This window comes from Rhodobacter calidifons (assembly GCF_011174775.1).
GTDB lineage: Bacteria > Pseudomonadota > Alphaproteobacteria > Rhodobacterales > Rhodobacteraceae > Tabrizicola > Tabrizicola calidifons.
This window is the reverse complement of the sequence record NZ_JAANHS010000016.1, coordinates 1-22,191: the sequence shown is the minus strand read 5'-3', so window position 1 is coordinate 22,191 and position 22,191 is coordinate 1. Positions and strand designations below refer to the sequence as shown.

The window sequence follows — 22,191 nt, the reverse complement described above, 5'->3', positions numbered from 1 at the left end:
GTTTTCCGGTTCTTGTTGACGCGGGGTGATTCCCCATTGCGATGCACCGAAAGTAACACCGGCACGACATGTCGCAACGAATTTCCAAGATATCCCTCGCGGATACCTTGGTTCATGTGGCTTTCCGTGACTTTCTGCGATAGATTTCAACAGTCCCACAGAAGCAGACAGCGATGACCGACCTCGACACCACTTCGAACCACCGCCAGGCCGAGATCCTGGAGGCCCTGCGCAAGGCGGGCGGGACGGCCCGGATCCAGAGCCTGGCCAGCGCGCTGGACGTATCGGACGAAACGATCCGGCGGAACCTGCGCCGGCTGGTCGAGGGCGGGCTGGTGCAGAAGCACCATGGCGGCGCGCGGCTGGTCGAACGTGCGGTCGAGGCCGACCTGACCACGCGGCTTCAGGAACATGCCGAACCCAAGCGCCGCATCGCCGCCGAGGTCGCGCGGCTGATCGACGACGGAGCCTCGCTGTTTCTTGACGTGGGCTCCACCACCAGCCTGATCGCCGAGGCGTTGCAGCGTCATTCCGGCCTCAGCGTGGTGACGAATTCGGTCGCCGTCGCCTACCGGCTGGCGATGCGCAACGGCAACCGCGTGTTCTTCGCGGGGGGCGAGCTGCGCGCCAATGACGGCGGCAGTTTCGGGCCCGAGGCGCTGGCCTTCGTGCGGAACTTCCGGCTTGATCTGGCGGTGATCTCGACCTCGGGCATCTGCCCCGAGCGCGGGCTGATGTTCTCGGACCTGACCGAGGCGCAGCTGGCGCGGGCCATGGTGGACCAGGCCGCGCGCTGCATCGTCGCGGCCGACGCCCGCAAGTTCCACCGCACCGCGCCGATCCTGCTGGGCGATCCGCGCGACATCGACATCCTGGTCACCGACGAGGACCCGCCCGAGGACCTGGCCGCCGCCGCGCGCCACTGGGGCACGACGATCCGGGTGGCCCGTTAGCCCGCCGCAACGCGCGCCAGCAGCGCCTCGATCTCGGCCCTTGCGGGCATGGCGGGGGCCGTGCCGGGGCGGGTGACCGAAATCCCGGCCGTGGCGCAGCCGAAGCGCACCGCCTCGATCACCTCGCGCCCCTCGGCCAGCGCGACGGCGAAGCCGCCGTTGAAGGCATCGCCCGCGCCCGTCGTCTCGACCACCGGGCCGGCCGAGATGACCGGCACATGCACCGTGCGCGTGCCGTCGTGGTAAAGCGCGCCCTTGTCACCCAGCGTGATCACCACCGCGCCCACGCCCCGCGCGCGCAGGGCCCGGGCCGCGGCCTCTGCCTCTTCGACCGAGGTCACGGGCAGGCCGGTCAGCGCCTCGGCCTCGGATTCGTTCGGCGTCAGGTAGTCGCACAGCGCCAGCATCTCGTCCGGCAGGCTGGCGGCGGGGGCGGGGTTCAGGATCGTCGTCACCCCGGCCGCACGCGCGATCTGCAACGCCCGCAGCGCCGCGGGAATCGGCTGTTCCAGCTGGGTGACGAAGACCGAGGCGGACCGGATCAGGTCGGCCTTCTCTTCCACATCTTCGACCGAGACCCTTCCCGCCGCGCCGGGTGCCACGATGATCGCGTTGTTGCCGGTGGCGTTCTCGATGAAGATGTAGGCCGCACCCGTATAGCTGTCGCGATCCACCTTCACCTCGGGCACGACGCCCGCCCTGGCCCAGGTGGATTGTGCGATCTCGGCGAAGGCATCGGCCCCCAGGCGGGTGATGAAATGCACCTTGCCGCCCGCCATCGCGGCGGCGACCGACTGGTTCGAGCCCTTGCCCCCCGGCCCGAGGGCAAAGGAGGTGCCGAGGATGGTCTCGCCCATCTTCGGCTGACGCTCGGCGCGATAGGCGGTGTCGGCGACAAAGATGCCGAGGATGACGATGGGTTTCATGTCTCAGGCCTCCGGGGGGATCACGCCCTTGCGGAACATGAAGCAGCCGTAGAACCGCCGCTCGCCGGTCTGGATGACGGCATAGGACCGCCGCGCCATGTCGTAGAAGGCGAAGCGTTCGATGCCGATCATCGGGCGGTGTCGCCCCTCGGCACGGTCGATCTCGGCCTGAACCTCGGCCTGCACCGGAGGGATGGTGGCGGGGTCGCCGACGATTTCCATCCGGCCGGCGAAATCCTCGACGAAGGTGTCCAGCGGCAGGACCGAGAGGATCGCCTGCACCGCCTGGGCGGCGGTCAGGTTCTCCATCCGCAGCAGTTCTCCGGTCACGGTTGCCCGCGCTGTGGAATCCGATGGAAAGTTGGTGTCGGCGACAATCAGCACATCGCCATGCCCCATCGCCCGCAGCACGCGCAGCACATCGGCATTCAGCCGGTTGTCGATCCCCTTCAGCATGGTCCCCCCTGTCCGATCCTAAAGCCGCTGGCCCGTGGCCTTGTCGAATAGATGCGCCACCGCGGCGTCGGGCGCCAGAGTGATCGTGGCCCCCGGCCCGAAGCCCACACGGTTGCGGAACACCGCCGTCAGTTCGCGGCCCTGAAGGCGGACGACGACATGGGTTTCCGATCCCGTGGGCTCCACCACCGCAACGGTCCCGGACAGACCCGCATCGGCCAGGGCCAGATGCTCGGGCCGGATACCGTAGATCACGGCGCAGCCCTCCTCGGCCTGCGCGCCTTCGGGCAGGGGCAGGCGGACGCCTGCCACCTCGACCATCCCGCCAGCGATGCGCCCGTCCAGCAGGTTCATCGAGGGGCTGCCGATGAAGGCCGCGACGAAGGTGTTCGCGGGGCGGTCATACAGGTCCAGCGGGGCGCCGACCTGCTCGATCCGGCCGCCCTGCATCACCACGATCCGGTCGGCCATGGTCATCGCCTCGATCTGGTCGTGGGTGACATAGACGGTCGTGGTCTTCAGCCGCTGGTGCAGCTCCTTGATCTCGGTCCGCATCTGGACGCGCAGCTTGGCGTCCAGGTTCGACAACGGCTCGTCGAACAGGAACACCTGCGGGTCGCGCACGATGGCGCGGCCCATGGCGACGCGCTGGCGCTGACCGCCGGACAGGGCGCGGGGATAGCGGTCAAGGTAGGGCGTCAGTCCCAGGATCGCCGCCGCCTGTTCGACCTTGGTCCGAATCGCCGCCTTGTTCATGCCGCGCATCTTCAGCGCAAAGCCCATGTTGGCCGCCACCGTCTTGTGCGGGTAAAGCGCGTAGTTCTGGAACACCATGGCGATGTCGCGCTCGGACGGTGGCAGGTTGTTCACCCGCCGCGCGCCGATGCGGATCTCGCCGGCGGTGATCTCCTCCAGCCCGGCGATCATCCGCAGAAGCGTGGACTTCCCGCAGCCCGAGGGCCCGACCAGCACCACGAAGGCCCCGTCCGGGATGTCCAGGTCCAGCCCATGGATGACCTTCAGTCCGCCATAGGATTTCTCCAGCGCCCGGATCGTCACTTCGGCCATGGGCCACCCTCTCCCTGTTCCCTGCCGCCAGACTAAGCGCAGCCGCAAGGCGCTGTCCACCCGCTGAGCATACTAACATGTTAGAAGCTTGACAGAGCCCCGACCGGACTGCGAAGCTTGCCGCAGGGACAGGCAGCTGTCCCGGGGTTGGGAGGCCCCGCAACCTTTCCCAGGAACAATCCCGGGCCACCGCCAATGGCGGCAGCCCCTCCGGCACGCCGGCACGAACAGGACGCGACCCCGCAAAGGGGCACTAGAGACAACCAAGGGAGGACCGAACGTGAAACCAAGACTATACGAGTATGCAAGCCGGCTCAGCCGGCGCCGGTTCCTGAAGGGCGCGACCGCTCTGGGGGCGGCCAGCGCGCTGCCTGCCGGCCTCATGCCGAAACCGGCCTCGGCCCAGGACAATCTGCGCGCCCGGATCCTTGCCATTCCGGGCGTCGGCCAAGGCAGCCCGACGGACGCGCACTGGCAGCAGGTGGGCGAGCTTTGCCTCGGCGCCACCAAGGCCAACGTGGCCGAGGGCGAGTTCGCCGGGGTCGAGCTGACCTTCATGGGGCTGAACAACCAGAACCTGCACAACCTCTTGTTCCGCGGCTTCCTCAAGCCGTGGGAAGCCTATACCGGCGCCAGGATCAACTGGATCGACCTGGCGCAGGCCGACTACAACTCGCGCCTCCAGCAGTCCATCGCCACCGGGACGGTCGATTTCGACATCCTCGAGATGGGCGCCCCCTTCGAGGGCGACACCGCCGGCCGCGGCCTGCTGGACGAGATGCCGGACTGGGTGTCGGCCCAGATCGATGACAGCGACCTCGTGGGCTACCTCCAGCCGCCCGTCGGCACCTGGAACGGCAAGAAATACCGCATCACCATCGACGGCGACTGCCACACCTTCGCCTACCGCAAGGATTACTTCGGCGAAGGCGCCATCGGCGGGGCCGAGGTTCCCAGGACCTGGCAACAGGTCAACGCCGTGTCCAAGGCGCTGGTCGGCCAGACCGACCCGCTGACCGGCCTGCCGGCACATGGCTACCTTGATCCGCTGAAGGGCTGGGGCGGCTTCGGCTTCTACTTCATCTGCAACCGCGCCGCAGCCTATGTGAAGCACCCCGACGACCGGGCATGGCTGTTCGATCCCGACACGATGAAGCCGCGGGTGAACAACCCCGGCTGGGTGCAGGCGATCCAGGACGTGATGGACCTGATCGCCACCCCCGGTGCCTATCCGGCCGACCAGATCAACGCCGACCCGGGCACCACGGCCTTCAGCCAGTTCCTGGCCGGCACCGGATCGATGCTGATGTGGTGGGGCGACGTGGGGTCCTCGGCCCGCACCTCGGACACCTCGGTCGTGGGTGACGTGGTGGGCTTCGGGATCAACCCCGGATCGGAGCGGCGCTACAACTCTGCCGCAGGGGCCTGGGAAGAGACCGCGAACGAGGCGCCGGTCATGGCCTACATCGGCTGGGGCATCTATGTGACCAGCCGCGTCTCGGGCGACGAGAAGAAGCGCAAGGCGGCCTGGTCGGCTGCGGCGCATCTGGGCGGCAAGGACCTGTCCCTGTGGACGGCGGCCTATCCCTCGGGCTTCCAGCCCTACCGCAACTCGCATTTCAACTACGAGGAATGGGAAGCGGCGGGCTATGACCGGGCCTTCGTCGAGGACTACCTCGGGTCGAACGCCGACAGCTACAACCACCCGAATGCGGCGATCGAGCCGCGGATCCCGGGCATCTTCCAGTATTACTCGGTGGCCGAGGACGAACTGGCCAAGGGTTTTGCCGGGCAGTACAAGTCGGCCCAGGAAACCGCGGATGCCATTGCCGCCGCCTGGGAGAAGATCACCGACCAGATCGGCCGCGACAACCAGATCGCGCTTTACAAGGCCAGCCTGGGGATGTGACCCGATCCGTGAACCAGCGGGGCGCGCGGGGAGACCTGCGCGCCCTTCTTCGCCGAAGGCAGGGGCAGTCAGGTGAGCGGCAGCGATCAGCTTCACGTCGTGACCAGTGACGACATTTCCGACAGCCGGCGCCGGATGGGCCGGGCGCTGGTCTGGGGCTCGGCGGCCCTGATGGCGCTGGTCGCGGCGGCCCAGGTCGCCCAGACTGCGGGCTGGCGGGACTTCGGCTTCGCCAACTGGCGCCCGACGCTGTATGCCTACTGCCTCTTTGCCACCTGCCTGTGCTGGGCGCAGGTCCTTGTCCGGGGCGAACAGGGCAAGCGGACGCTCTTCGTCCTGCCGGCCGCCCTGTTCGTGATCTCGCTGACGGTGTTCCCGCTGCTTTTCGGACTGGTCATTGCCTTTTCCAACTGGAATCTCAGCAGCCTTTCGGGCCGCCAGTTCAACGGCACCGCGAACCTGGTGCAGATGTGGCACGACCCGTTCTACTGGAACGCGCTTGGCAACATGGTGATCTATGTCGCCGCGATCGTGGTGGAATATGCCATCGCCTTCGGTCTGGCGCTGATCCTTGCGGGCCAGATCCGGGCGCGGAAGTTCTGGCGGGTATCCTTCCTCATGCCCCTGATGCTGTCGCCGGTGGCGGTCAGCTGGATGATCGGCAAGTCGATGCTCGAGCCGCGCTTCGGCCCCCTGGCACGTCTTGCCCGCGCCCTGGGGATCGAGAACCCCAGCTTCTTCGAGTCGCCCTGGATGGCCAAGCTGACCATCATGGTGCTGGACGCCTGGACCTTCATCCCCTTCATGATGATCATGCTGCTGGCTGGCCTTCAGGCCATTCCGAAAGAGTTGCAGGAGGCGAGCCGGGTTGACGGCGCCTCGGGGTGGAAATCGTTCTGGGAGATCACCTTCCCGCTGATGCTGCCGGTCTCGGTGACCGCGATCCTGATCCGCATCATCTTCAAGCTGAAGCTGGCCGACATCGTCATCACCATCACCTCGGGCGGGCCGGGGGGGGCGACGGATACCGTCACCAGCTTCATCTTCCGCGAATACCGCGAAAGGTCGAATGTCGGCTACGGCACGATGCTGGCCATGGTCTATCTGGTGCTGATCGTGATCGGCATGACCATCCTGATGAAACTCGCCGCGCGCCTGACGCGGCCGCGCACCTGAGGCGATCCCGGCGATGACCGACACTCCCGCGCCGATCTTCCGCGACAGCGACAGCGACCGCAGCTTCCGCATGAGATGGTGGGCGGGCCGGGCGGCGATCTACGGGGTGCTTGCGCTCTGGGCGGTGATCTGCCTGTTCCCGATCTACTGGACCGCGACCACCAGCTTCAAGATGGCGCCGAACGTGATGCAGGGGCAGATGATCCCCTGGCCCGCCGACTGGACGCCCGAGGGCGACTGGGCGAAGAAGCTGTTCTTTGCGCCGAAGTGGAAGGGCTGGGAATCGATCGGCCTGTCGCCCGAGGCGCTGGGCCGCGAAAGCACGGCGCGGGCCGAGTTCGTCAAGCGGTTCGGCAATTCGGCCATCGTGGCGCTGTCGGCCTCGACGCTGGCGGTGGTGCTGGGATCGCTGGCGGCCTATGGCCTGTCGCGGTTCCGCTACCGCTTCGGCTTCATGAAGAACGACGACATCTCGTTCTTCTTTCTCAGCCAGCTGATCCTGCCGCCCGTCGTGCTGGCCCTGCCCTTCCTGGTCCTGTACAAGGAACTCGCGCTCCTCGACACCAGGATCGGGCTGATCCTGCTCTACACGCTGACCGTACTGCCCATCGTCATCTGGATCATGAAGGACCAGTTCGAGACCATCCCCACCGAGCTTGAGGAAGCTGCCCTGGTGGACGGGCTGTCGATCTGGGGGGCCTTCCTGACCATCATCCTGCCCATCGCGCTGCCCGGCATGGTGGCAGCCTTCATCCTGTCCCTCGTCCTGACCTGGAACGAGTATTTCTTCGCCGCCCTCCTGACCTCGACCCACGCCAATACCCTGCCGGTGATGGTGGCCAGCCAGACCGGCAGCCAGGGGATCAACTGGTGGTCGATGGCGGCGCTGTCCTTCGCGGCGATCCTGCCCCTGATCGTGATCGGGGTCCTGCTGGAGCGGTTCATCATCAAGGGCATGGCGGCGGGGGCGGTGAAGTAGCGCCGCGCGCGGCGCGTCTCTCGGTGTCAATGGAATCAATGGGTTGGCTGTGGGCATTCATGATTTGGTAACACTCTGCGGGCCTGTGCAACCATGCTGAGAGGGATCGACCAGAGACTGTCGGCCGAGGTGGTGCATGTCCTGATGCTGATGGGGCATGGCGACGATCTGGTGATCTGCGACGTGAACCATCCCGCGGCGACCATCGCGGCAGAGACGACCTATGGCCGGCTGATCGACATGGCGGGATGCGACATCCCCACGGCCGCGAGGGCGATCCTGACGCTGATGCCGCTGGATACCTTTGTCCCGGCGCCGGTCACGCGGATGCAGGTGGTGGGCAACCCGGACGGGCAGGTGCCGATCTTCGCCCGGATGCAGGCCGTCGTCGATCAGGCCGAGGGGCGCCCGGTGCCCATCGCGGCGCTGGAGCGGTTCGAGTTCTACGCCGCCGCCAAGCAAGCCTTCGCGATCATCCGCACCTCGGACTCCGGCCCTTACGGCTGCTTCATCCTGAAGAAGGGCGTGGTGGAATTGCCCGAGTTGTGATGCCCCGGGGATGCCTCCTCGTGCGCCTTCGGCGTCCCGTCGAAGCGCGGTCGGCAGCGAGAAGTGGCGAAGTCATCGACGAACGGGGCAAGCAATCGGCCGGTCCACCGTCCGGCGAGGGTCCGGGTCACGGCAGGGCCTGCATCAGGTCGCGGGTCTGGGTGTAGAGGCGTTTCCACAGCGGGAATTGCGTGGCGTAGGCGGGGACGGCTTCGGGCTGGACCGTGGTCGCGTTCGGGTTCCAGGTCAGGATGTCCTGTGGGTTTGCGGCCCCTATGGCGCAGGCGGCGAGGAAGGCGTCGCCGTAGCTGGCACCGATGGTCTTTTCGCAGACATGCTGCGGAACGCCGCCGAAGTCGGAGGTGGCTTGCAGCCAGAGCGGGTTCTTCGTGCCGCCGCCGACGGCTAGGACACGGGCGGGGGAGGCGCCGACCTGAGCATAGGTCTCCAGCACATGCGCGGTGCCTGCGGCGATGCCTTCGCAGACGGCGCGGAACAGGTCGGCGCGGGTGTGGGTCAGGTTCAGGCCGAAGAACACGCCGCGGGCGTGCGGGTCGTGGATCGGCGTGCGCTCACCGGAGAAATAGGGCAGGCAGAGGAGGCCCTTGGCGCCCTTGGGGCTTTGGGCGGCCTCGGTGACGAGGGCGGCAAAGTCGGTGTCGCGGGCAAGCTGGTCGCGGAACCAGTGGGTCAGCGTGCCAGAGGTGGCAAGGCCCGCCATCGAGGCATGGGTGCCGGGGAAGAGCCAGGGCGCATACCACAGGCGCGGGTCGCGGACGGGTTCGCCCGTGACCTGGATGATGAAGATGGTGGAGCCATACATCAGCATCATCTCGCCCGGGTTCTGGACGCCGACGCTGACCGCCTCGGCGGCGGCGTCGATGGTGCCGCAGGTGACGGGGGTGCCCTGGGCGAGGCCGGTCTCGCGCGCGGCGGCGGCGGTGATGTGACCGGCGATTTCGGTGGACCACATCAGGCGCGGGAGTTTGTGGAGGGGGATGATCTCGGGGGCGAGGTCGGCGGTCCAGTTCTGGGTGCCGACGTCGTAGAGGGGCGAGAAGTTGGCGGCGGTGTAGTGGTCGATGACGTATGCGCCGCTCAGCTTCCAGGTGAGGTAGCTGGTGGAGGTCAGGACCTTGGCCGTGCGGGTGTAAAGGTCGGGGTGGGTTTCCTTGAGCCAGAGGATCTTTGGCCCGACGGACTGCGAGGTCAGCGCGTTGCCGCAGCGGGCGTGGATCGTGGCCTCTCCGATCCGGTCATTCAGGGCGGCGATCTGGTCGGTGGCGCGGGTATCGACGCCGTAGAGGACGCCGTTCATCAGGGGTTTGCCTGCGGCGTCCACGGGCAGCATGCAGGGGCCGATGGCAGAGGTGGCGACGGCCTTGATCTCGTGCGGGTCGAGGCCGGATTGGGCGAGGAGCGCCTTGGTTATGTGGACGAAATCGCCCCACCAGTCCTCATCCGCGCGGTGCTCGGCCCATCCGGCGCGGGGGACGAGCATCTTGTGCGGGCGGGAGGCCTGGGCGGTGATCTTCCCTTGGGCATCGACGAGGACGCCCTTGGATTCGAAGGTGCCGATGTCGATTCCCAGTGTGTGGGGGCCGAGAGTGTGGGTCATCGGGTGAGTTTCAGGTCCGGGGTGATGGCGGAAAGCGCGGTGTCGAGGAGGGTGACGAGGGCTTCGAGGTCCTTGGGGTCGACGACTTCGAGGGCGGAGTGCGAGTAGCGCATGGGAAAGCCCACATCGAGGCAGGCGACGCCTTCGGGGCCCATGAACTGGATGTAGCTGAGGTCGGTGAGGGCTCCGGTATGGGCGGAGCGCTGGAGGGGGAGGTTGGCGGTGGCGGCGGCGGTTTCCATCAGGCGGACGAGGGCGGGGTGCGGGATGACGCCGTTCAGCGTGCCGCGGCCGTGGAAGGAGTAGAGCGAGATGCCGGGGCCGCCGCCGAGGGTGACGTCGCCTCGGGCCGTCATGTCGGGGGTGTCGCAGGCGAGGAGGAGGTCGATCTGGACGGCGATGGCGGGTTGCAGCGCGGTGGCGGCGGGGAGGACGCCACGGAGGTTGTATTCCTCTTGCACCGACCAGACGAGGTGGAGGGTGGGGCCGGGTTTCGCGCGGCGGGCCTCGGCGAGTTTCAGGAGGGCGGCGCATCCGGCGCGGTCGTCCACGGAGGTGCCGGCGATGCGGCCGCCCGCAAGGGTCAGCGCGCGGGGGAGGTAGGTGACGGGGGTGCCGATGCGGACGCCTGCGGCCTCGGCTTCGGCTTTCGAGGTGAAGCCCGCATCGACGTAGAGCTCGGCGTAGGGGAGGACCTTGTATTTCTCCTCCGGCGTGGTGGCGTGGTGGCTTTTGTTGGCGATGAGGGCGGGGAGGTCCCCGTGGTCGGTGCAGAGGAGGACGGCTTGCGCGGGAAGTGCGCGTTCGGGGACGCCGCCGAGGCGTTCGAGGCGGATGAGGCCGGAGGGCTCGATCTTGCGGACGATGAAGCCGAGCTGGTCTATGTGGGTGAAGATCATCACGGGCGGCAGGGCCGGGTCGCCGGGAATCGTGCAGGTCAGGTTGCCGAGGCGGTCGGAGGTGTGCGGCAGGCCGAGGGTTTCGAGGTGTGCTGCGATGGCGGCGGCGACGCGGGTCTCGTATCCGGCGAGGCCGGGGATCAGCATGAGTTGGGTGGTGAGGTCGGCGACGGAGGGGAGAGTCATTTCCCGACCCTCATTTCCCACCTCGGGCCGCGCGGGCGCGGGCCATGAAATCGGCGGCGCGGTCGGGGTCGACGGCGGCCCAGGTGTCGCCGTTGTGCTTGAGCGCGGAGCCAACGATGCAGCCGTCGGCGACGGCGAGGACATCGGCGATCGTGGCGTGTTTCACCCCGGTGTTGGCGAGGACGGGGGTGGCGGGCAGGGCGCGCTTGACGGCTTCGAGGTCCTCCATCCGCGCGGCCTCGCCGGTGATCGCGCCCGAGACGAGGACGGCGTCGGGGATCGAGGAGAAGACGGCGGAGCGTGCCCGGTCAGGCAGGGGGCGGCGGTCGAGGCTGTCGGCGAATTCGGCGGAGACGTTGTAGAGGCGGGCGACGTTGCCAGCGCCAAGCCGCTGCGCGTAGCGGACGGCGGCGCCGGCTTCGGGGGCCCAGATGCCCATGTCGGAGGCATAGGTGCCGGTGAAGATCTCGCGCACGAAGGCCGCACCCGTGGCGGCGGCGACGGCGAAGGTGGACATCGGGTCCCAAAGGACATTGACGCCGAAGGGCACGGTGATCTCGTCCCGCAGGCGGCCGATGATGTAGGCCATGGTGGCGGAGGTGGCGGTATCGACGCGCAGCTCGTAGGGCCGGTCGTTTTCGTTGCCGAACATCACCGCGTCGAAGCCTGCGGCTTGCAGCGCGCGCAGGTCGGCGCGGGCGGCGGCGAGGATGCCCTCGACCCCGGCGGCGGCGTCATGCAACGGCGCTCCCGGTGAGGCGCCGAGATGAACCATGGCGATGACCGGCTTGCGGTCGCCGAAAACGGCCTTGAAGCGTGACATTCTCATCCTCCCACAGGGGTCACGCTAACGCGAAAGGCGTTGGACGGGAAGCCGGATCATACTAGCATGTCAGCAAGCGGGAGGGGCGGATGCTGGCGACAAGACACTGGGATCGGCTGGGGAACGGGGGGCTGACCTTCACTGAACTGGGCTTCGGCACGGCGCCTCTGGGCAACCTGTTCCGGGCGATCGGCGACGATGAGGCCCATGCGGTGCTGGAGGCGGCCTGGGAGGGCGGGGTGCGCTATTTCGACACCGCGCCCCTGTATGGGCTGGGGTTGGCCGAGACGCGGCTGAACCGGTTCCTGCGGGGCAAGCCGCGCGACGAATACGTCCTGTCCTCCAAGGTCGGGCGGCTTTTGCGGGCCGTCCCGCCGGGACAGGGCGACGGGGCGGGGAAATGGGTCGATGTGCCCTCGCGCAAGGAGGTCTATGACTACAGCTATGACGGCACCATGCGCAGCCTGGAGTTTTCGCTGGAGCGGCTGGGGCTGGACCGGATCGACATCCTCTATGCGCATGATCTGGACATCTTCAACCACGGCTCGCAAGCCGCCTTGCAGGAGCGGCTGGAGGCCTTCATGGCGGGCGGCTACCGCGCGCTGGTGGCCTTGCGCGATCAGGGGGTGATCCGGGCCTTCGGCGGCGGGATCAACGAATGGCAGCCCTGCCAGTGGCTGCTGGAGCGCGGCGATTTCGACCTGTTCCTGCTGGCGGGGCGCTATACGCTGCTGGAGCAGGAGGCGCTGGAGAGTTTCCTGCCGATGTGCCAGGCGCGGGGCGTGGGGATCGTCGTCGGCGGGCCCTACAATTCGGGCGTGCTGGCCGTCGGGCCGAAACCCGGGGTGCATTACAACTATGCGCCCGCGCCGGACTGGGTGCTGGACAAGGCGGCACGTCTGCAAGACGTCTGCGCGGCGCATGGGGTGCGGCTGGTCGATGCGGCGTTCCAGTTCCCCTTGCGGCATCCTGCGGTGGTCTCGGTCATCCCCGGCGGGCAGGGGCTTTCGGAGATGGCGTCGAACCTGGCCGCGGCGCAGGCGGTGATCCCGCAGGCGTTGTGGCAGGCGCTGCGGGACGAGGGGCTGATCCGGGCGGATGCGCCGGTCTGATGCCTGCTCCTGCACCGTCTGCCCCGTCGCACGGGGCGACGACGAGCGGCCTCAGGCGCCGTAAAGCGCAGTCATCACGATCCGGGTTGCGGCGGCGGCGTCCTGGCGGGTCTGCGCCGCCGCCAGATCGGCGTTGCCAGCCAGAGACCGCGCGATGGCGCGCAGGCGGTCGGTCGCGGCGATGTTCGCCCGCGCCTCGCCCACGGGGTCGGTGCCGCCGTGGTCGGGGAAGGTGTCGAAGTAGATCACCCCGTCATAGGCAAGACGGTCCAGCGCCATGAAGAGTTCCACCGTCTGCACCGGATGCACCGAGCCCGCGATGAGGCCATCGTCGCGCTTGCCGTAGCCGTCGTTCAGGTGGACGCCGAGGATGCGGCTGTGGCGGCCTGCCAGCATCGCCGCACGGGCGGGCATCTCGCCCGCGAAAAGCATGTGGCAGAAGTCGAGCGTGACGCCGGTGTTGGGCCGGGCGACCTCTGCCAGGGCCAGCAGCGTCGTCGCCATGTCGGGCATCACCACATGGGCGCGGGGTTCGTTGGGCTTGTATTCCACGGCAATGTCGATGGCGGGGTTGTGGTCGGCGACCTCGGCGATGGCCGAAATGCTGTCGTCCCACATCCGGGCGTAATCGGCCTGGAAGGAATAGTCGAAGCCGTCCTGCCCCAGCCAGAGCGTCATCAGCCGCCCGCCCATCGCCGCCAGCGCGTCGATCCCGCGTTTCGTGAGGTCGATGGCGGCGCGGCGCACCGATGGGTCGGGGTGGCTGAAGGCCCCGAGGCGGAAGCCCGGATCGGTGTAATAGCGCATGGCGAGGCCGTTCAGTGCCATGCCGTGGTCGGCGAGGATCCGCGACAGCTCGGCCGGGGAATGGTGGTCGAAATGGTCGGGGAAGTTCAGGTCGGCGGCATCAAGGCCCCCGACCTGCCCGGCGGCGGCGATCATCTGCTTTACCGTGTCGCCCTTCCGCTTGAAGGCGTTCAGCCGGGTGGCATAGCGGGGCTTGTTCGGGATCATGGGGCTGCGAACAGTTCGGGATGGGCGCGTTCCAGCGGCGCGAGATAGGTAAGCAGCTGGCGCAGATGGTGTTGCAGCGCCTGCCGGGCCGCCTGGGGGTCGCGCGCCTCGAAGGCGGCGAGGATGGCGCGGTGTTCCTCCAGCGTGGCCTGCAACCGCCCTTCGACCGGCAGGATCAGCTGGCGCGCGCGATCCACCGACAGCCAGGCGGTCTGCGCCACCTGGGCAAGGCGCGGAAAGCCGGTGAAGGACAGCATCATCTCGTGCATCTGCGCGTCGAGCGCCATGAAGCCGCGCCGGTCGCCCTCGGACACCAGCGCCTCTTGCAGGCGCAGGTTGCGGCGCAGGTCGCGCAGCTGGTCCTCGGTGATCTGCGCGGCGACCCGTTCGGCGGCGGCAACCTCGATCGCCTCGCGGATGAAGGCGCCTTCGCGGATGTCGGTCATCGACAGGCGGGTGACGAAGGTGCCGGCCTGGGGGATCACATCCACGAGCCCGTCCGCCGCCAGCCGCGCCACCGCATCGGCCACCGGGCTGCGCGAGACGCCGAGACGGTCGCAGATCTCGGGCTTGCGGATGCTGTCGCCGGGGCGGAACTCCAGCGTAAGGATCGCCTGCTTCAGGCTTTGGTAGACCCGCTGGCCGAGCGAGCCCTGAAAGCGGTCCAGCGGCTCCAGCCGGGCCGGGCCATTCTGGTCTTGTGATCCGGTTGCGGGCGCTGGTAGCATGCTAACATGTTAGACCGGGTGGTCGGGCTGTCAAGCGGCCTGGCCCCCGCGGGTGAAGGGGGAAGGCGATGGCGGATGCCGTAATACGGTTGCACGGGCGGGACAACCTGGTGATCGCGCTGGCCGACCTGCCCAAGGGCGCCGCGGTGGCGGGGCTGGACGTCCCCCTGCCCGGCCCTGTCCCACGCGGCCACAAGATCGCCGCCCGCGCGATTGCCAGGGGCGAGACGGTGCTGCGCTATGGCCAGGCCATCGGCCAGGCGACCGAGGACATCCCGGCGGGCGGGCACATCCACAGCCACAATCTGGGCATGGGGCCGCATTCGACCGACTATGCCATCGGCGCCGAGGTCCGCCCCCTGTCCCCGCTGCCGCCGCGCGAGTTCCTGGGCTATCCCCGCGCGGACGGGCAGGTGGGGACGCGCAACTACCTTGGCATCCTGACCAGCGTGAACTGCTCGGGGTCCGTCGCGCGCTTCATCGCCGAGGCGGCCGAGAAGGACCCCGTGCTGTCGTCCATGCCGAACATCGACGGTTTCGTGCCCATCGTCCACAACACCGGCTGCGGCATGTCGGGGGTGAACGAGGGTTACGACACGCTGATGCGCACGCTGAAGGGCTATGCGCGGAACGCGAATTTCGGCGGCATCCTGCTGGTGGGTCTGGGCTGCGAGGTGATGCAGGTGCCGGACCTGGTGGGTCAGGGCCGGCTGCGGCCTGACGGCAATTTCCGCTACATGACGATCCAGGGCGAGGGCGGCACGCGCGCCACCATCGACCGGGCGCTGGGCGTGCTGCGCGAGATGGCAGAGGTCGCCTCGAAGGTCACGCGCGTTGCCGCGCCGGTGTCGAAGCTGATCGTCGGGCTGCAATGCGGCGGATCGGACGGATACAGCGGGATCACCGCGAACCCGGCTCTGGGGCACGCCAGCGACCTGCTGGTCAGGATGGGCGGCACCACGATCCTGTCCGAGACGCCGGAAATCTACGGCGCCGAACACCTGCTGACCCGCCGCGCCGTCAGCCCGGAAGTCGGCGAGCGCCTGCTGGAGCGCATCCGCTGGTGGGAGAACTACACAGCCGTCAACGGCGGCGAGATGGACAACAACCCCTCGCCCGGCAACAAGCGCGGCGGGCTGACGACGATCCTGGAAAAATCGCTGGGCGCGGTGGCCAAGGGCGGCACGGCCCCCCTGAGCGGGGTGTACAGGTTCGCCGAACCGATCACCACGCCCGGTTTCGTCTATATGGACAGCCCCGGCTATGATCCGTGCAGCGTGACCGGCCAGATCGCCAGCGGCGCCACGCTGATCGTCTTCACCACCGGGCGCGGCTCCGTCTCGGGCTACAAGCCCAGCCCCTGCATCAAGCTGGCCACCAACACCGAGATGTATGCCCGCATGAAGGAGGACATGGACATCAACTGCGGCGACATCCTCGAGGGCACCAGCATCGAGGCCAAGGGCGAGGAGATCCTGGAGAAGATCATCGCCGTCGCCTCGGGCGCGCGCACGCTGTCGGAAGAGCTGGGCTTTGGCGGGGCCGAGTTCGTGCCATGGCAGATCGGCGCGGTGATGTGAGGCAAGTGTTCGTCACCTGGCACAAGATGCCCAATGACTGCTTGGAGCCCGAAACGGACTCTCATTTGGGTCTGACTGGACCTGCAGGTGCTTGCCTTTGCAGACTCTTGGCAGAGGCGGGCAACAGATTGACTTGCATACGTGTTCTTGTTGAGAATTGAAGGCGAAAACCCAGACGGAAAGGGCCAAGACATGGCGTCACCATTGCAGACCGACAGTCCAACCCTGATCACGCCGGGCGACCCCGCTCCTTCCTTCATTCAACGCAGCGTCAGCAATCCACGCTACGCTTTCGATTCAGCTGCGGGGCGGTATCTCGTGCTTTGCTTCTTCGGCAGCGCGGCTGATGGCCATGCGCAGGCCGCACTTAACGCTGCATATGCGCGGCCTGATGTATTTAACGACGTTCAGGCCTGCTTTTTTGGCGTGAGCGTGGACCCTGGCGACGAGGCCGCCAACCGCGTTCAGAACCGAATTCCCGGCTATCGTCATTTCTGGGACTTCGACCTTGTTGCATCGCGCCTTTATGGTGTCGTGGCGGCGGATGCGCAGCCGGTTGGCGGACACGTAGCGTTTGCACGGCAATGGGTGGTCATTGACCCTACAATGCGGGTCATTGCTGCGATTCCGTTTCGGGAGGACAGAGGCGATATTGCAGCTGTCATGGCTGTGATCGACGATCTGCCTCCACCGGAGCGCTACGCCGGGGTTGAGATCATGGCGCCGATCCTGTTCCTGCCGCGGGTCTTTGAGCCCGAGCTGTGCCGTCATCTGATCGGCCTTTACGAAGCACAAGGCGGCGAGGAGAGCGGCTTTATGCGCGAGGTCGACGGCAGGACCATTGGCATAACGGACCCAGGCTTCAAACGGCGCAAGGACTACAACATCGAGGACAAGGACCTGATTTCTGCCCTGCAAGCGCGTTTCGTGCGCCGTGTTGTACCGGAGATCAAGAAGGTTTACCAATTCAAGGTGACGCGGATGGAGCGATACATCGTCTCTTGCTATGCCGCCGAGGATGGGGGGCATTTCTCAGCACACCGGGACAACACCACAAAGGGCACAGTGCATCGACGGTTTGCGGTATCGGTGAACCTCAATGACGACTTCGAGGGTGGCGAAGTCAGTTTTCCGGAATATGGACCGCGCAGTTTCAAGGCTCCGCCCGGCGGTGCGGTGGTGTTTTCATGTTCGCTTCTTCATAAAGTGAGCACTGTCACAAAGGGCAGGCGCTTTGCCTTCCTTCCGTTCCTCTATGACGACGCGGCGGCACGTCTGCGCGAGGAGAACGCACGCTACATTGGGGACAAGGGATCGGAATACCGCGCGAGCACTCAAACTGCATCCTGAACATCACCTTGATGCAGACCAGCGCGTTTGAAAGCCGGTGCGCCGCGGCGTATTGGCGTTTTCGCGACGACGGATATTCTTCATAAATAGCTTAATGAGGGCAATTGACGTCCGCTCGAATTGTCAGCGATAGCTTTCGCGCCAGCATTCGAAGACGTCGCACGGCGTCGGATGGCAGCTTTGTCCCGCATTGCTGCCCTTCGTCACTCAAGGCGGAAGCTTGTGTTAGATGCGGAACACTAGAGCCGGTAGAAGGCCCTCGCCGTGTCGCGGAAGATCTGCCGCCTTTCGGTATCGGACAGATCGGCGGTCACTTCGTCCACCAGCGCCACCCAGTCGCGATAGCCGAGCCGCAAGGTGGACACCGGCCAGTCGCCGCCGAACATCATCCGCGATGGCCCGAAGGCCTCCAGCGCCACATCGATGTAGGGGCGCAGCGTCGCGGGCGTCCAGTCCTCTGCCGCTTCGGTGGCCACGCCGGACAGCTTGCAGACCAGATTCTCGCGCCGGGCCAGATCGCGCAGCTGGTCGGCCCAGGGCTGCATCAGCCCCGCCGCGATGCCGGGCTTGGCGATGTGGTCCAGCACCATCGGCACGTCGGGGCAGGCATCGACAAGGCCGATGGTCGCGGGCAGCTGGGGATGTTTCAGGCAGAGGTCGAAGGACAGGCCGTAATCGGACAGGGCACGGACCCCGGCCACGAAATCGGGCCGCAGGCAGAAGTCCGGGTCGGGCTCGTCCTGATAGATGCGGCGGATGCCGCGGACCTTCTCGGTCGCCGCCAGCCGCTCCAGATCGCCGCGCACCGCGTCGCCCCGCTCCAGCGCGGCGTTGCAGACCATGGCGGCGATGCGGGGCTCTTCTTCCGCCCAGCCGAGGACGGCCTGCGCCTCGGCGAAGGTCAGATGCGGCGCGGCGGCGCATTCCAGAAAGACCAGCGCCTCGATGTCCACCCCGGCGCTGGCGGCGCGGAAATCCGCCGGAAGGAAGGGCCGGTCCAGCGGCAGGCCGGCCAGCCAGGGATAGTCCAGCCGCCGGGGATCCCACAGGTGCAGGTGGCTGTCGATGATCGGAAAGTCGGGCATGGGGGCCTCGTGCCAGGGTCGCCTGGCCGGATGCTACACCGGCAGCCGCTGCGGGCAACAGCTTGCGCAAGGCTGCGGGCGCCGTAACCTGCGGCGAAAGCGAAGGAGTCCCCCGTGACCGAAGCCAAAGTCCCGGCCACCGTCCTTGTCGTCGGCAGCCTGCACCATGACATCATCGTCGAGGCCGACCACCTGCCCCGCCGCGACGAGACCGCCATCGGCCGGCGCTGGTATCCCCGGTTCGGCGGCAAGGGCGGCAATCAGGCGGTGGCGGCCGTGCGGGCCGGGGTGCCCTGCCGGATGTTCGGCGCGGTGGGCGACGACGGTTTCGGCGCCTTCCTGCGCGCGGGGCTGCGGGCGGGCGGCGTGGACGACCGGTTCGTGGCGACCCTGCCCGGAGCGGGCTCGGGGATGAGCGTGGCGATCCTGGATGCGCAGGGCGACTATGCCGCGACCATCGTCTCCGGGGCGAATCTTCTGGCCGATCCCGCCGCGCTGGCGGCGCCGGAGCTGTGGCAGGACGTGGGGCTTCTGGTGTTGCAGAACGAGATCCCCGAGACGCTGAACCTGGCGGCGGCGCACGCGGCCCGGGCGCGGGGGATCCGCTGCCTGCTGAACGCGGCCCCGGCGCGGGACCTGCCGCCGCAACTGGCCGGGCTGGTGGACCTGCTGGTGGTCAACGCCGTCGAGGCCGAGATGATGGGGGCAGGCCAGGTGGCCTCGCTGGACAGCGCCGCCGCCGCCGCCCGCCGCCTGGCCGCGCGCTTTCGCGCCGTGATCGTCACCGCCGGCGCCCATGGCCTTGCGGCGGCAGAGCCGGGGACGGCATTCGCCCTGCCGGCCGAGCCGGTGCAGGTGGTGTCCTCGCACGGCGCGGGCGATGCCTTCATCGGCACGCTGGCGGCAGGCCTGGTGCGGGGCGAGAGCCGGCGCGCCGCGGCCGGGGCGGCATCGCGGGCGGCGGCGCGGCATGTGAGCACGCCGCAGGCCGGGCCGGGCGCGACGGGATGACGGCCACGCCGGCCGGGCCGACCGCCGGTTCCGATCCCGCGCCTGTCTTCACTTCGTGCTGCCCGCCGGGTTCCTGTCCAGCAGGGCCTGAAGCGTGGCCAGATCGTCGGCCTCGGCAGCGGGCTTGTCGTCGCGGATGCGGTTGATGCGGGGAAAGCGCATGGCCACGCCGGACTTGTGCCGGGAGGAACGGTTCAGCCCCTCGAAGGCGACCTCGACCACCCGGGTCCGGGCCACGGAACGGACCGAGCCGAAGCGGTCCACCGTGTTGTTGCGCACGAAACGGTCCAGATCCTTCAGTTCGGCATCGGTGAAGCCGAAATAGGCCTTGCCCACCGGCACCAGTTCATCCCCGTTCCAGACGCCGAAGGTGAAGTCGGAATAGTAGCCCGACCGCTTGCCATGGCCGCGCTGGGCATACATCAGCACCGCGTCGATCAGGTAGGGATCGCGCTTCCACTTGAACCAGTGGCCGCGCACCCGGCCCGCCAGATAGGGGCTGTCGCGGCGCTTGATCATCACCCCCTCGATCACCGCCGAGGGCGGGGCGGCGCGCAGCGCGGCCAGGTCGTCCCAGCCGGCGAAGGCCAGTTCCGGGGACAGGTCGATCCTCGGGTCGAGTCCGGCCACGGCATCGGCCAGCACGGCGCGGCGGTCCTGCCAGGGCCGGTCGCGCTGGTCCCTGCCCTGCCAGAACAGCACGTCGTAAAGCCGCAGCCCCGCCGGATGCGACCGCAGCAGCGCGGGCGTCACGGTCTTGCGGTTCAGCCGCTGCTGGAGGTCGCCGAAAGGGGCCACCTCGTCCCCGCGCCGCACCAGCAGTTCGCCGTCCAGCACGCCCTCGAAGGTCATGCGTTCGACCACATCGGGAAAGGCGGCGCTGATGTCCTCGCCGGTGCGGGAATAGAGCCGCCGCGTGCCGCCGTCGCTGACGGCCTGCACGCGGATGCCGTCCCATTTCCATTCCGCCGCGAAATCGGCGGGGTCCAGCGCCGCCAGCTGGTCAAGATCGGTCGCGGTGGACAGCATCACCGGGCGGAACGGCGCGCGGGCGGCGGCCTCGGGGCGCGGGGCGCCCGCCGCCCAGGCGAAAAGCTCATGGTAGGGGGGCGAGAGGGCGTGCCAGATCTCCTCGACCTCGGTCAGGGGCAGCCCGGCCCAGCCGGCGAAGGCCGCGCGGGCGAGGCGGGCCGAGACGCCGACCCGCAGGGCTCCGGTGGCCAGCTTGAGGTAGGCGTAGCGTTCCGAGCCGCCGAGAGCGTCGAGCCGGGCGGCGATCAGGGCGGGAAGGCGGGCCTTCGGGGTGGTGGAAAGTTCTTGGACAACTTCGGACAGCGGCGGGTCGGACCGTGCGCCTTCGGGCCAGATCAGGGCGATCGTCTCGGCCAGGTCGCCGACGAAATCGTAGCTGGCGGCAAAGAGCACCGGATCGACCCGCGCCTCGGCCAGCCCGCGCAGAAGGCCGGGCGTGACCTGGCGCAGCTTCAGGTCGCCGGTCAGGGCGGCCAGCATCAACCCGCGTTCGGGATCGGGCTGGCCCGCGAAGGCGGCGGCGAGAAGGCGTTCCTTGCCCAGCCGCTGCGGGGTGAAGGCCAGCCGCTCCAGAAGCGTGGCGAAGGCGGCGAGGCTCATTCCGCCTCGTCCTCGTAGCCGACAAGGTGCAGGGGCCGCGCCTGCCGCCGGGTCAGTTCGCACCAGCGCAGCAGCGCGTCCTCGCGGCCATGGGTGATCCAGACCTCGGCGGGGTCCAGTTCGGTGATGGTGGCGGTCAGGTTCGGCCAGTCGATGTGGTCAGAGATGACCAGCGGCAGTTCGACGCCGCGTTGGCGGGCACGGGCGCGGACCTGCATCCAGCCCGAGGCGAAGGCGATGACCGGATCGGGAAAGCGCTGTGCCCAGGTGGCGGCGAAGGCCGAGGGGGGCGCGATGACGATGGAACCGGCGAAATCGGCCTTGCGGCCCTCGGTCGCCGGGCGCAGGTCGCCCAGGTCGATGCCCTGCGCGACGTGGTAATCGCACAGCCGTTGCAGCGCGCCGTGGATATGGATCGGCGCATCCCACCCCGCCGCGCGGATCGCCGCGATCAGCCGCTGCGCCTTGCCCAGCGCATAGGCGCCGATCAGATGCGCACGGTCGGGATAGGCCGTGACGCTGGCCAGCAGCCGGGCGATCTCTGCCTGCGGCGGCGGGTGGCGGAACACCGGCAGGGCGAAGGTCGCCTCGGTGACGAAGATGTCGCATGGGACTGGTTCGAAGGGCGCGCAGGTCGGGGTCGGCACGCGGGCGTAGTCGCCCGAGACGACGATGCGCGTCCCCTGGCCTTCCACCGCGATCTGGGCCGAGCCGAGCACATGGCCCGCCGTATGGAAGCTGACCGTGACCTCGCCGATGCGGGTCGGGCCTTCCGGCACCTGACGGCTGCGGGTGAAGTCCTCGCCGTAGCGGATCGCCATGATGTCCAGCGTCTGTGCCGTGGCCATGACCGCGCCATGGCCGGGGCGGGCATGGTCGGAATGGCCATGGGTGATCAGCGCGCGGGCGACGGGGCGCGTCGGGTCGATGAAGAAATCGCCGCCGGGGCAGTAGAGCCCCTCGGGGCGCGGGATCAGAAGCGGGGGTCGGGTCATGGCGCCTTCCGTCGGGACAGGGGGATGATAGCGGCGGGCGGCGGATTGCCAATGCGGCGACGCCGGAGATGGGGTGGATGCCGCTCTCCCCTGACGGCATTGCGATGTGCCAAACTCGTGGTGTCGAAGCACAAGCTGTAGG

General features: G+C 68.1%; 20 protein-coding genes. 9 read left to right on the top strand and 11 right to left on the bottom strand.

Annotated elements, in window-relative coordinates; translation table 11 throughout:
- Window positions 1-173 precede the first annotated feature (173 nt).
- On the top strand, window positions 174-953 hold the full coding sequence (locus G8O29_RS15535; protein WP_166404142.1) for a DeoR/GlpR family DNA-binding transcription regulator: 780 nt from the start codon (window positions 174-176) through the stop codon (window positions 951-953).
- Here G8O29_RS15535 and rbsK read toward each other — a convergent pair.
- The 3 genes from rbsK to G8O29_RS15520 are packed head-to-tail and all read right to left on the bottom strand — an operon-like array spanning window position 950 to window position 3,403.
- Complete coding sequence (gene rbsK / locus G8O29_RS15530; RefSeq protein ID WP_166404141.1) at window positions 950-1,879, bottom strand: ribokinase; 930 nt, start codon at window positions 1,877-1,879, stop codon at window positions 950-952. The genes G8O29_RS15535 and rbsK overlap by 4 nt on opposite strands.
- A gap of 3 nt (window positions 1,880-1,882) precedes the next feature.
- Window positions 1,883-2,335, bottom strand: a complete 453-nt coding sequence (locus tag G8O29_RS15525) for an RbsD/FucU family protein (RefSeq protein ID WP_166404140.1) — start codon at window positions 2,333-2,335, stop codon at window positions 1,883-1,885.
- Window positions 2,336-2,353: 18 nt separating this feature from the next.
- Window positions 2,354-3,403 carry an ABC transporter ATP-binding protein gene (locus G8O29_RS15520; protein ID WP_166404139.1) on the bottom strand — a complete coding sequence of 350 codons (1,050 nt, stop codon included), beginning with the start codon at window positions 3,401-3,403 and terminating at the stop codon, window positions 2,354-2,356.
- 280 nt (window positions 3,404-3,683) lie between these two features.
- On the opposite strand from G8O29_RS15520, the gene G8O29_RS15515 reads away from it, so the two are divergent.
- The 4 genes from G8O29_RS15515 (at window position 3,684) to G8O29_RS15500 (ending at window position 8,016) form a co-directional block, all read left to right on the top strand.
- Entirely contained in the window at window positions 3,684-5,312 is a 1,629-nt protein-coding gene (locus G8O29_RS15515) for a substrate-binding domain-containing protein (protein ID WP_166404138.1), read from the top strand.
- A 72-nt stretch (window positions 5,313-5,384) separates the two neighbouring features.
- On the top strand, window positions 5,385-6,488 hold the full coding sequence (locus tag G8O29_RS15510) for a carbohydrate ABC transporter permease (RefSeq protein WP_367890190.1): 1,104 nt from the start codon (window positions 5,385-5,387) through the stop codon (window positions 6,486-6,488).
- A gap of 13 nt (window positions 6,489-6,501) precedes the next feature.
- Window positions 6,502-7,467 (top strand): carbohydrate ABC transporter permease, encoded by a 966-nt coding sequence (locus G8O29_RS15505; RefSeq protein ID WP_166404137.1) that lies wholly within the window; start codon window positions 6,502-6,504, stop codon window positions 7,465-7,467.
- Window positions 7,468-7,560: 93 nt separating this feature from the next.
- Window positions 7,561-8,016, top strand: coding sequence for an RbsD/FucU family protein (locus tag G8O29_RS15500; protein ID WP_166404136.1), 456 nt, complete (start codon window positions 7,561-7,563; stop codon window positions 8,014-8,016).
- A 127-nt stretch (window positions 8,017-8,143) separates the two neighbouring features.
- Here the strand turns inward: G8O29_RS15500 and G8O29_RS15495 are convergent, their stop codons facing one another.
- From G8O29_RS15495 to G8O29_RS15485, 3 genes are read right to left on the bottom strand one after another with little or no spacing between them, the layout of a single operon-like run.
- Window positions 8,144-9,634: an FGGY-family carbohydrate kinase gene (locus tag G8O29_RS15495; RefSeq protein ID WP_166404135.1), complete on the bottom strand. Its 1,491-nt coding sequence runs from the start codon at window positions 9,632-9,634 to the stop codon at window positions 8,144-8,146.
- The gene (locus G8O29_RS15490) at window positions 9,631-10,719 is read right to left on the bottom strand and encodes a M42 family metallopeptidase (protein ID WP_166404134.1); all 1,089 of its coding nucleotides are present in this window, start codon (window positions 10,717-10,719) and stop codon (window positions 9,631-9,633) included. Before G8O29_RS15490 ends, G8O29_RS15495 begins: the two co-directional genes overlap by 4 nt.
- A 10-nt stretch (window positions 10,720-10,729) precedes the next feature.
- Complete coding sequence (locus G8O29_RS15485; RefSeq protein WP_166404133.1) at window positions 10,730-11,542, bottom strand: BtpA/SgcQ family protein; 813 nt, start codon at window positions 11,540-11,542, stop codon at window positions 10,730-10,732.
- Between the two features lie 89 nt (window positions 11,543-11,631).
- On the opposite strand from G8O29_RS15485, the gene G8O29_RS15480 reads away from it, so the two are divergent.
- Window positions 11,632-12,654, top strand: a complete 1,023-nt coding sequence (locus G8O29_RS15480; RefSeq protein WP_207623886.1) for an aldo/keto reductase — start codon at window positions 11,632-11,634, stop codon at window positions 12,652-12,654.
- A 51-nt stretch (window positions 12,655-12,705) separates the two neighbouring features.
- Here G8O29_RS15480 and G8O29_RS15475 read toward each other — a convergent pair whose 3' ends face one another.
- Window positions 12,706-13,668: a sugar phosphate isomerase/epimerase family protein gene (locus tag G8O29_RS15475; RefSeq protein ID WP_166404132.1), complete on the bottom strand. Its 963-nt coding sequence runs from the start codon at window positions 13,666-13,668 to the stop codon at window positions 12,706-12,708.
- Window positions 13,665-14,396: a GntR family transcriptional regulator gene (locus tag G8O29_RS15470; protein ID WP_166404131.1), complete on the bottom strand. Its 732-nt coding sequence runs from the start codon at window positions 14,394-14,396 to the stop codon at window positions 13,665-13,667. Before G8O29_RS15470 ends, G8O29_RS15475 begins: the two co-directional genes overlap by 4 nt.
- 68 nt (window positions 14,397-14,464) lie before the next feature.
- On the opposite strand from G8O29_RS15470, the gene G8O29_RS15465 reads away from it, so the two are divergent.
- A complete protein-coding gene (locus tag G8O29_RS15465; protein ID WP_166404130.1) occupies window positions 14,465-15,976 on the top strand; it encodes a UxaA family hydrolase in 1,512 nt (503 codons plus the stop codon).
- Window positions 15,977-16,117: 141 nt separating this feature from the next.
- Window positions 16,118-17,326 (top strand): 2OG-Fe(II) oxygenase family protein, encoded by a 1,209-nt coding sequence (locus G8O29_RS15460; protein WP_367890189.1) that lies wholly within the window; start codon window positions 16,118-16,120, stop codon window positions 17,324-17,326.
- 239 nt (window positions 17,327-17,565) lie between these two features.
- Here G8O29_RS15460 and G8O29_RS15455 read toward each other — a convergent pair whose 3' ends face one another.
- Window positions 17,566-18,411: an amidohydrolase family protein gene (locus G8O29_RS15455; RefSeq protein WP_166404129.1), complete on the bottom strand. Its 846-nt coding sequence runs from the start codon at window positions 18,409-18,411 to the stop codon at window positions 17,566-17,568.
- 114 nt (window positions 18,412-18,525) lie between these two features.
- Between G8O29_RS15455 and G8O29_RS15450 the strand changes: the two genes are divergently transcribed.
- Entirely contained in the window at window positions 18,526-19,422 is an 897-nt protein-coding gene (locus G8O29_RS15450) for a PfkB family carbohydrate kinase (protein ID WP_166404128.1), read from the top strand.
- Between the two features lie 48 nt (window positions 19,423-19,470).
- On the opposite strand, the gene G8O29_RS15445 is transcribed toward G8O29_RS15450, so the two are convergent.
- Window positions 19,471-21,054, bottom strand: coding sequence for a cisplatin damage response ATP-dependent DNA ligase (locus tag G8O29_RS15445; protein WP_166404127.1), 1,584 nt, complete (start codon window positions 21,052-21,054; stop codon window positions 19,471-19,473).
- Complete coding sequence (locus tag G8O29_RS15440; protein ID WP_166404126.1) at window positions 21,051-22,049, bottom strand: ligase-associated DNA damage response exonuclease; 999 nt, start codon at window positions 22,047-22,049, stop codon at window positions 21,051-21,053. Before G8O29_RS15440 ends, G8O29_RS15445 begins: the two co-directional genes overlap by 4 nt.
- Window positions 22,050-22,191 lie beyond the last annotated feature (142 nt).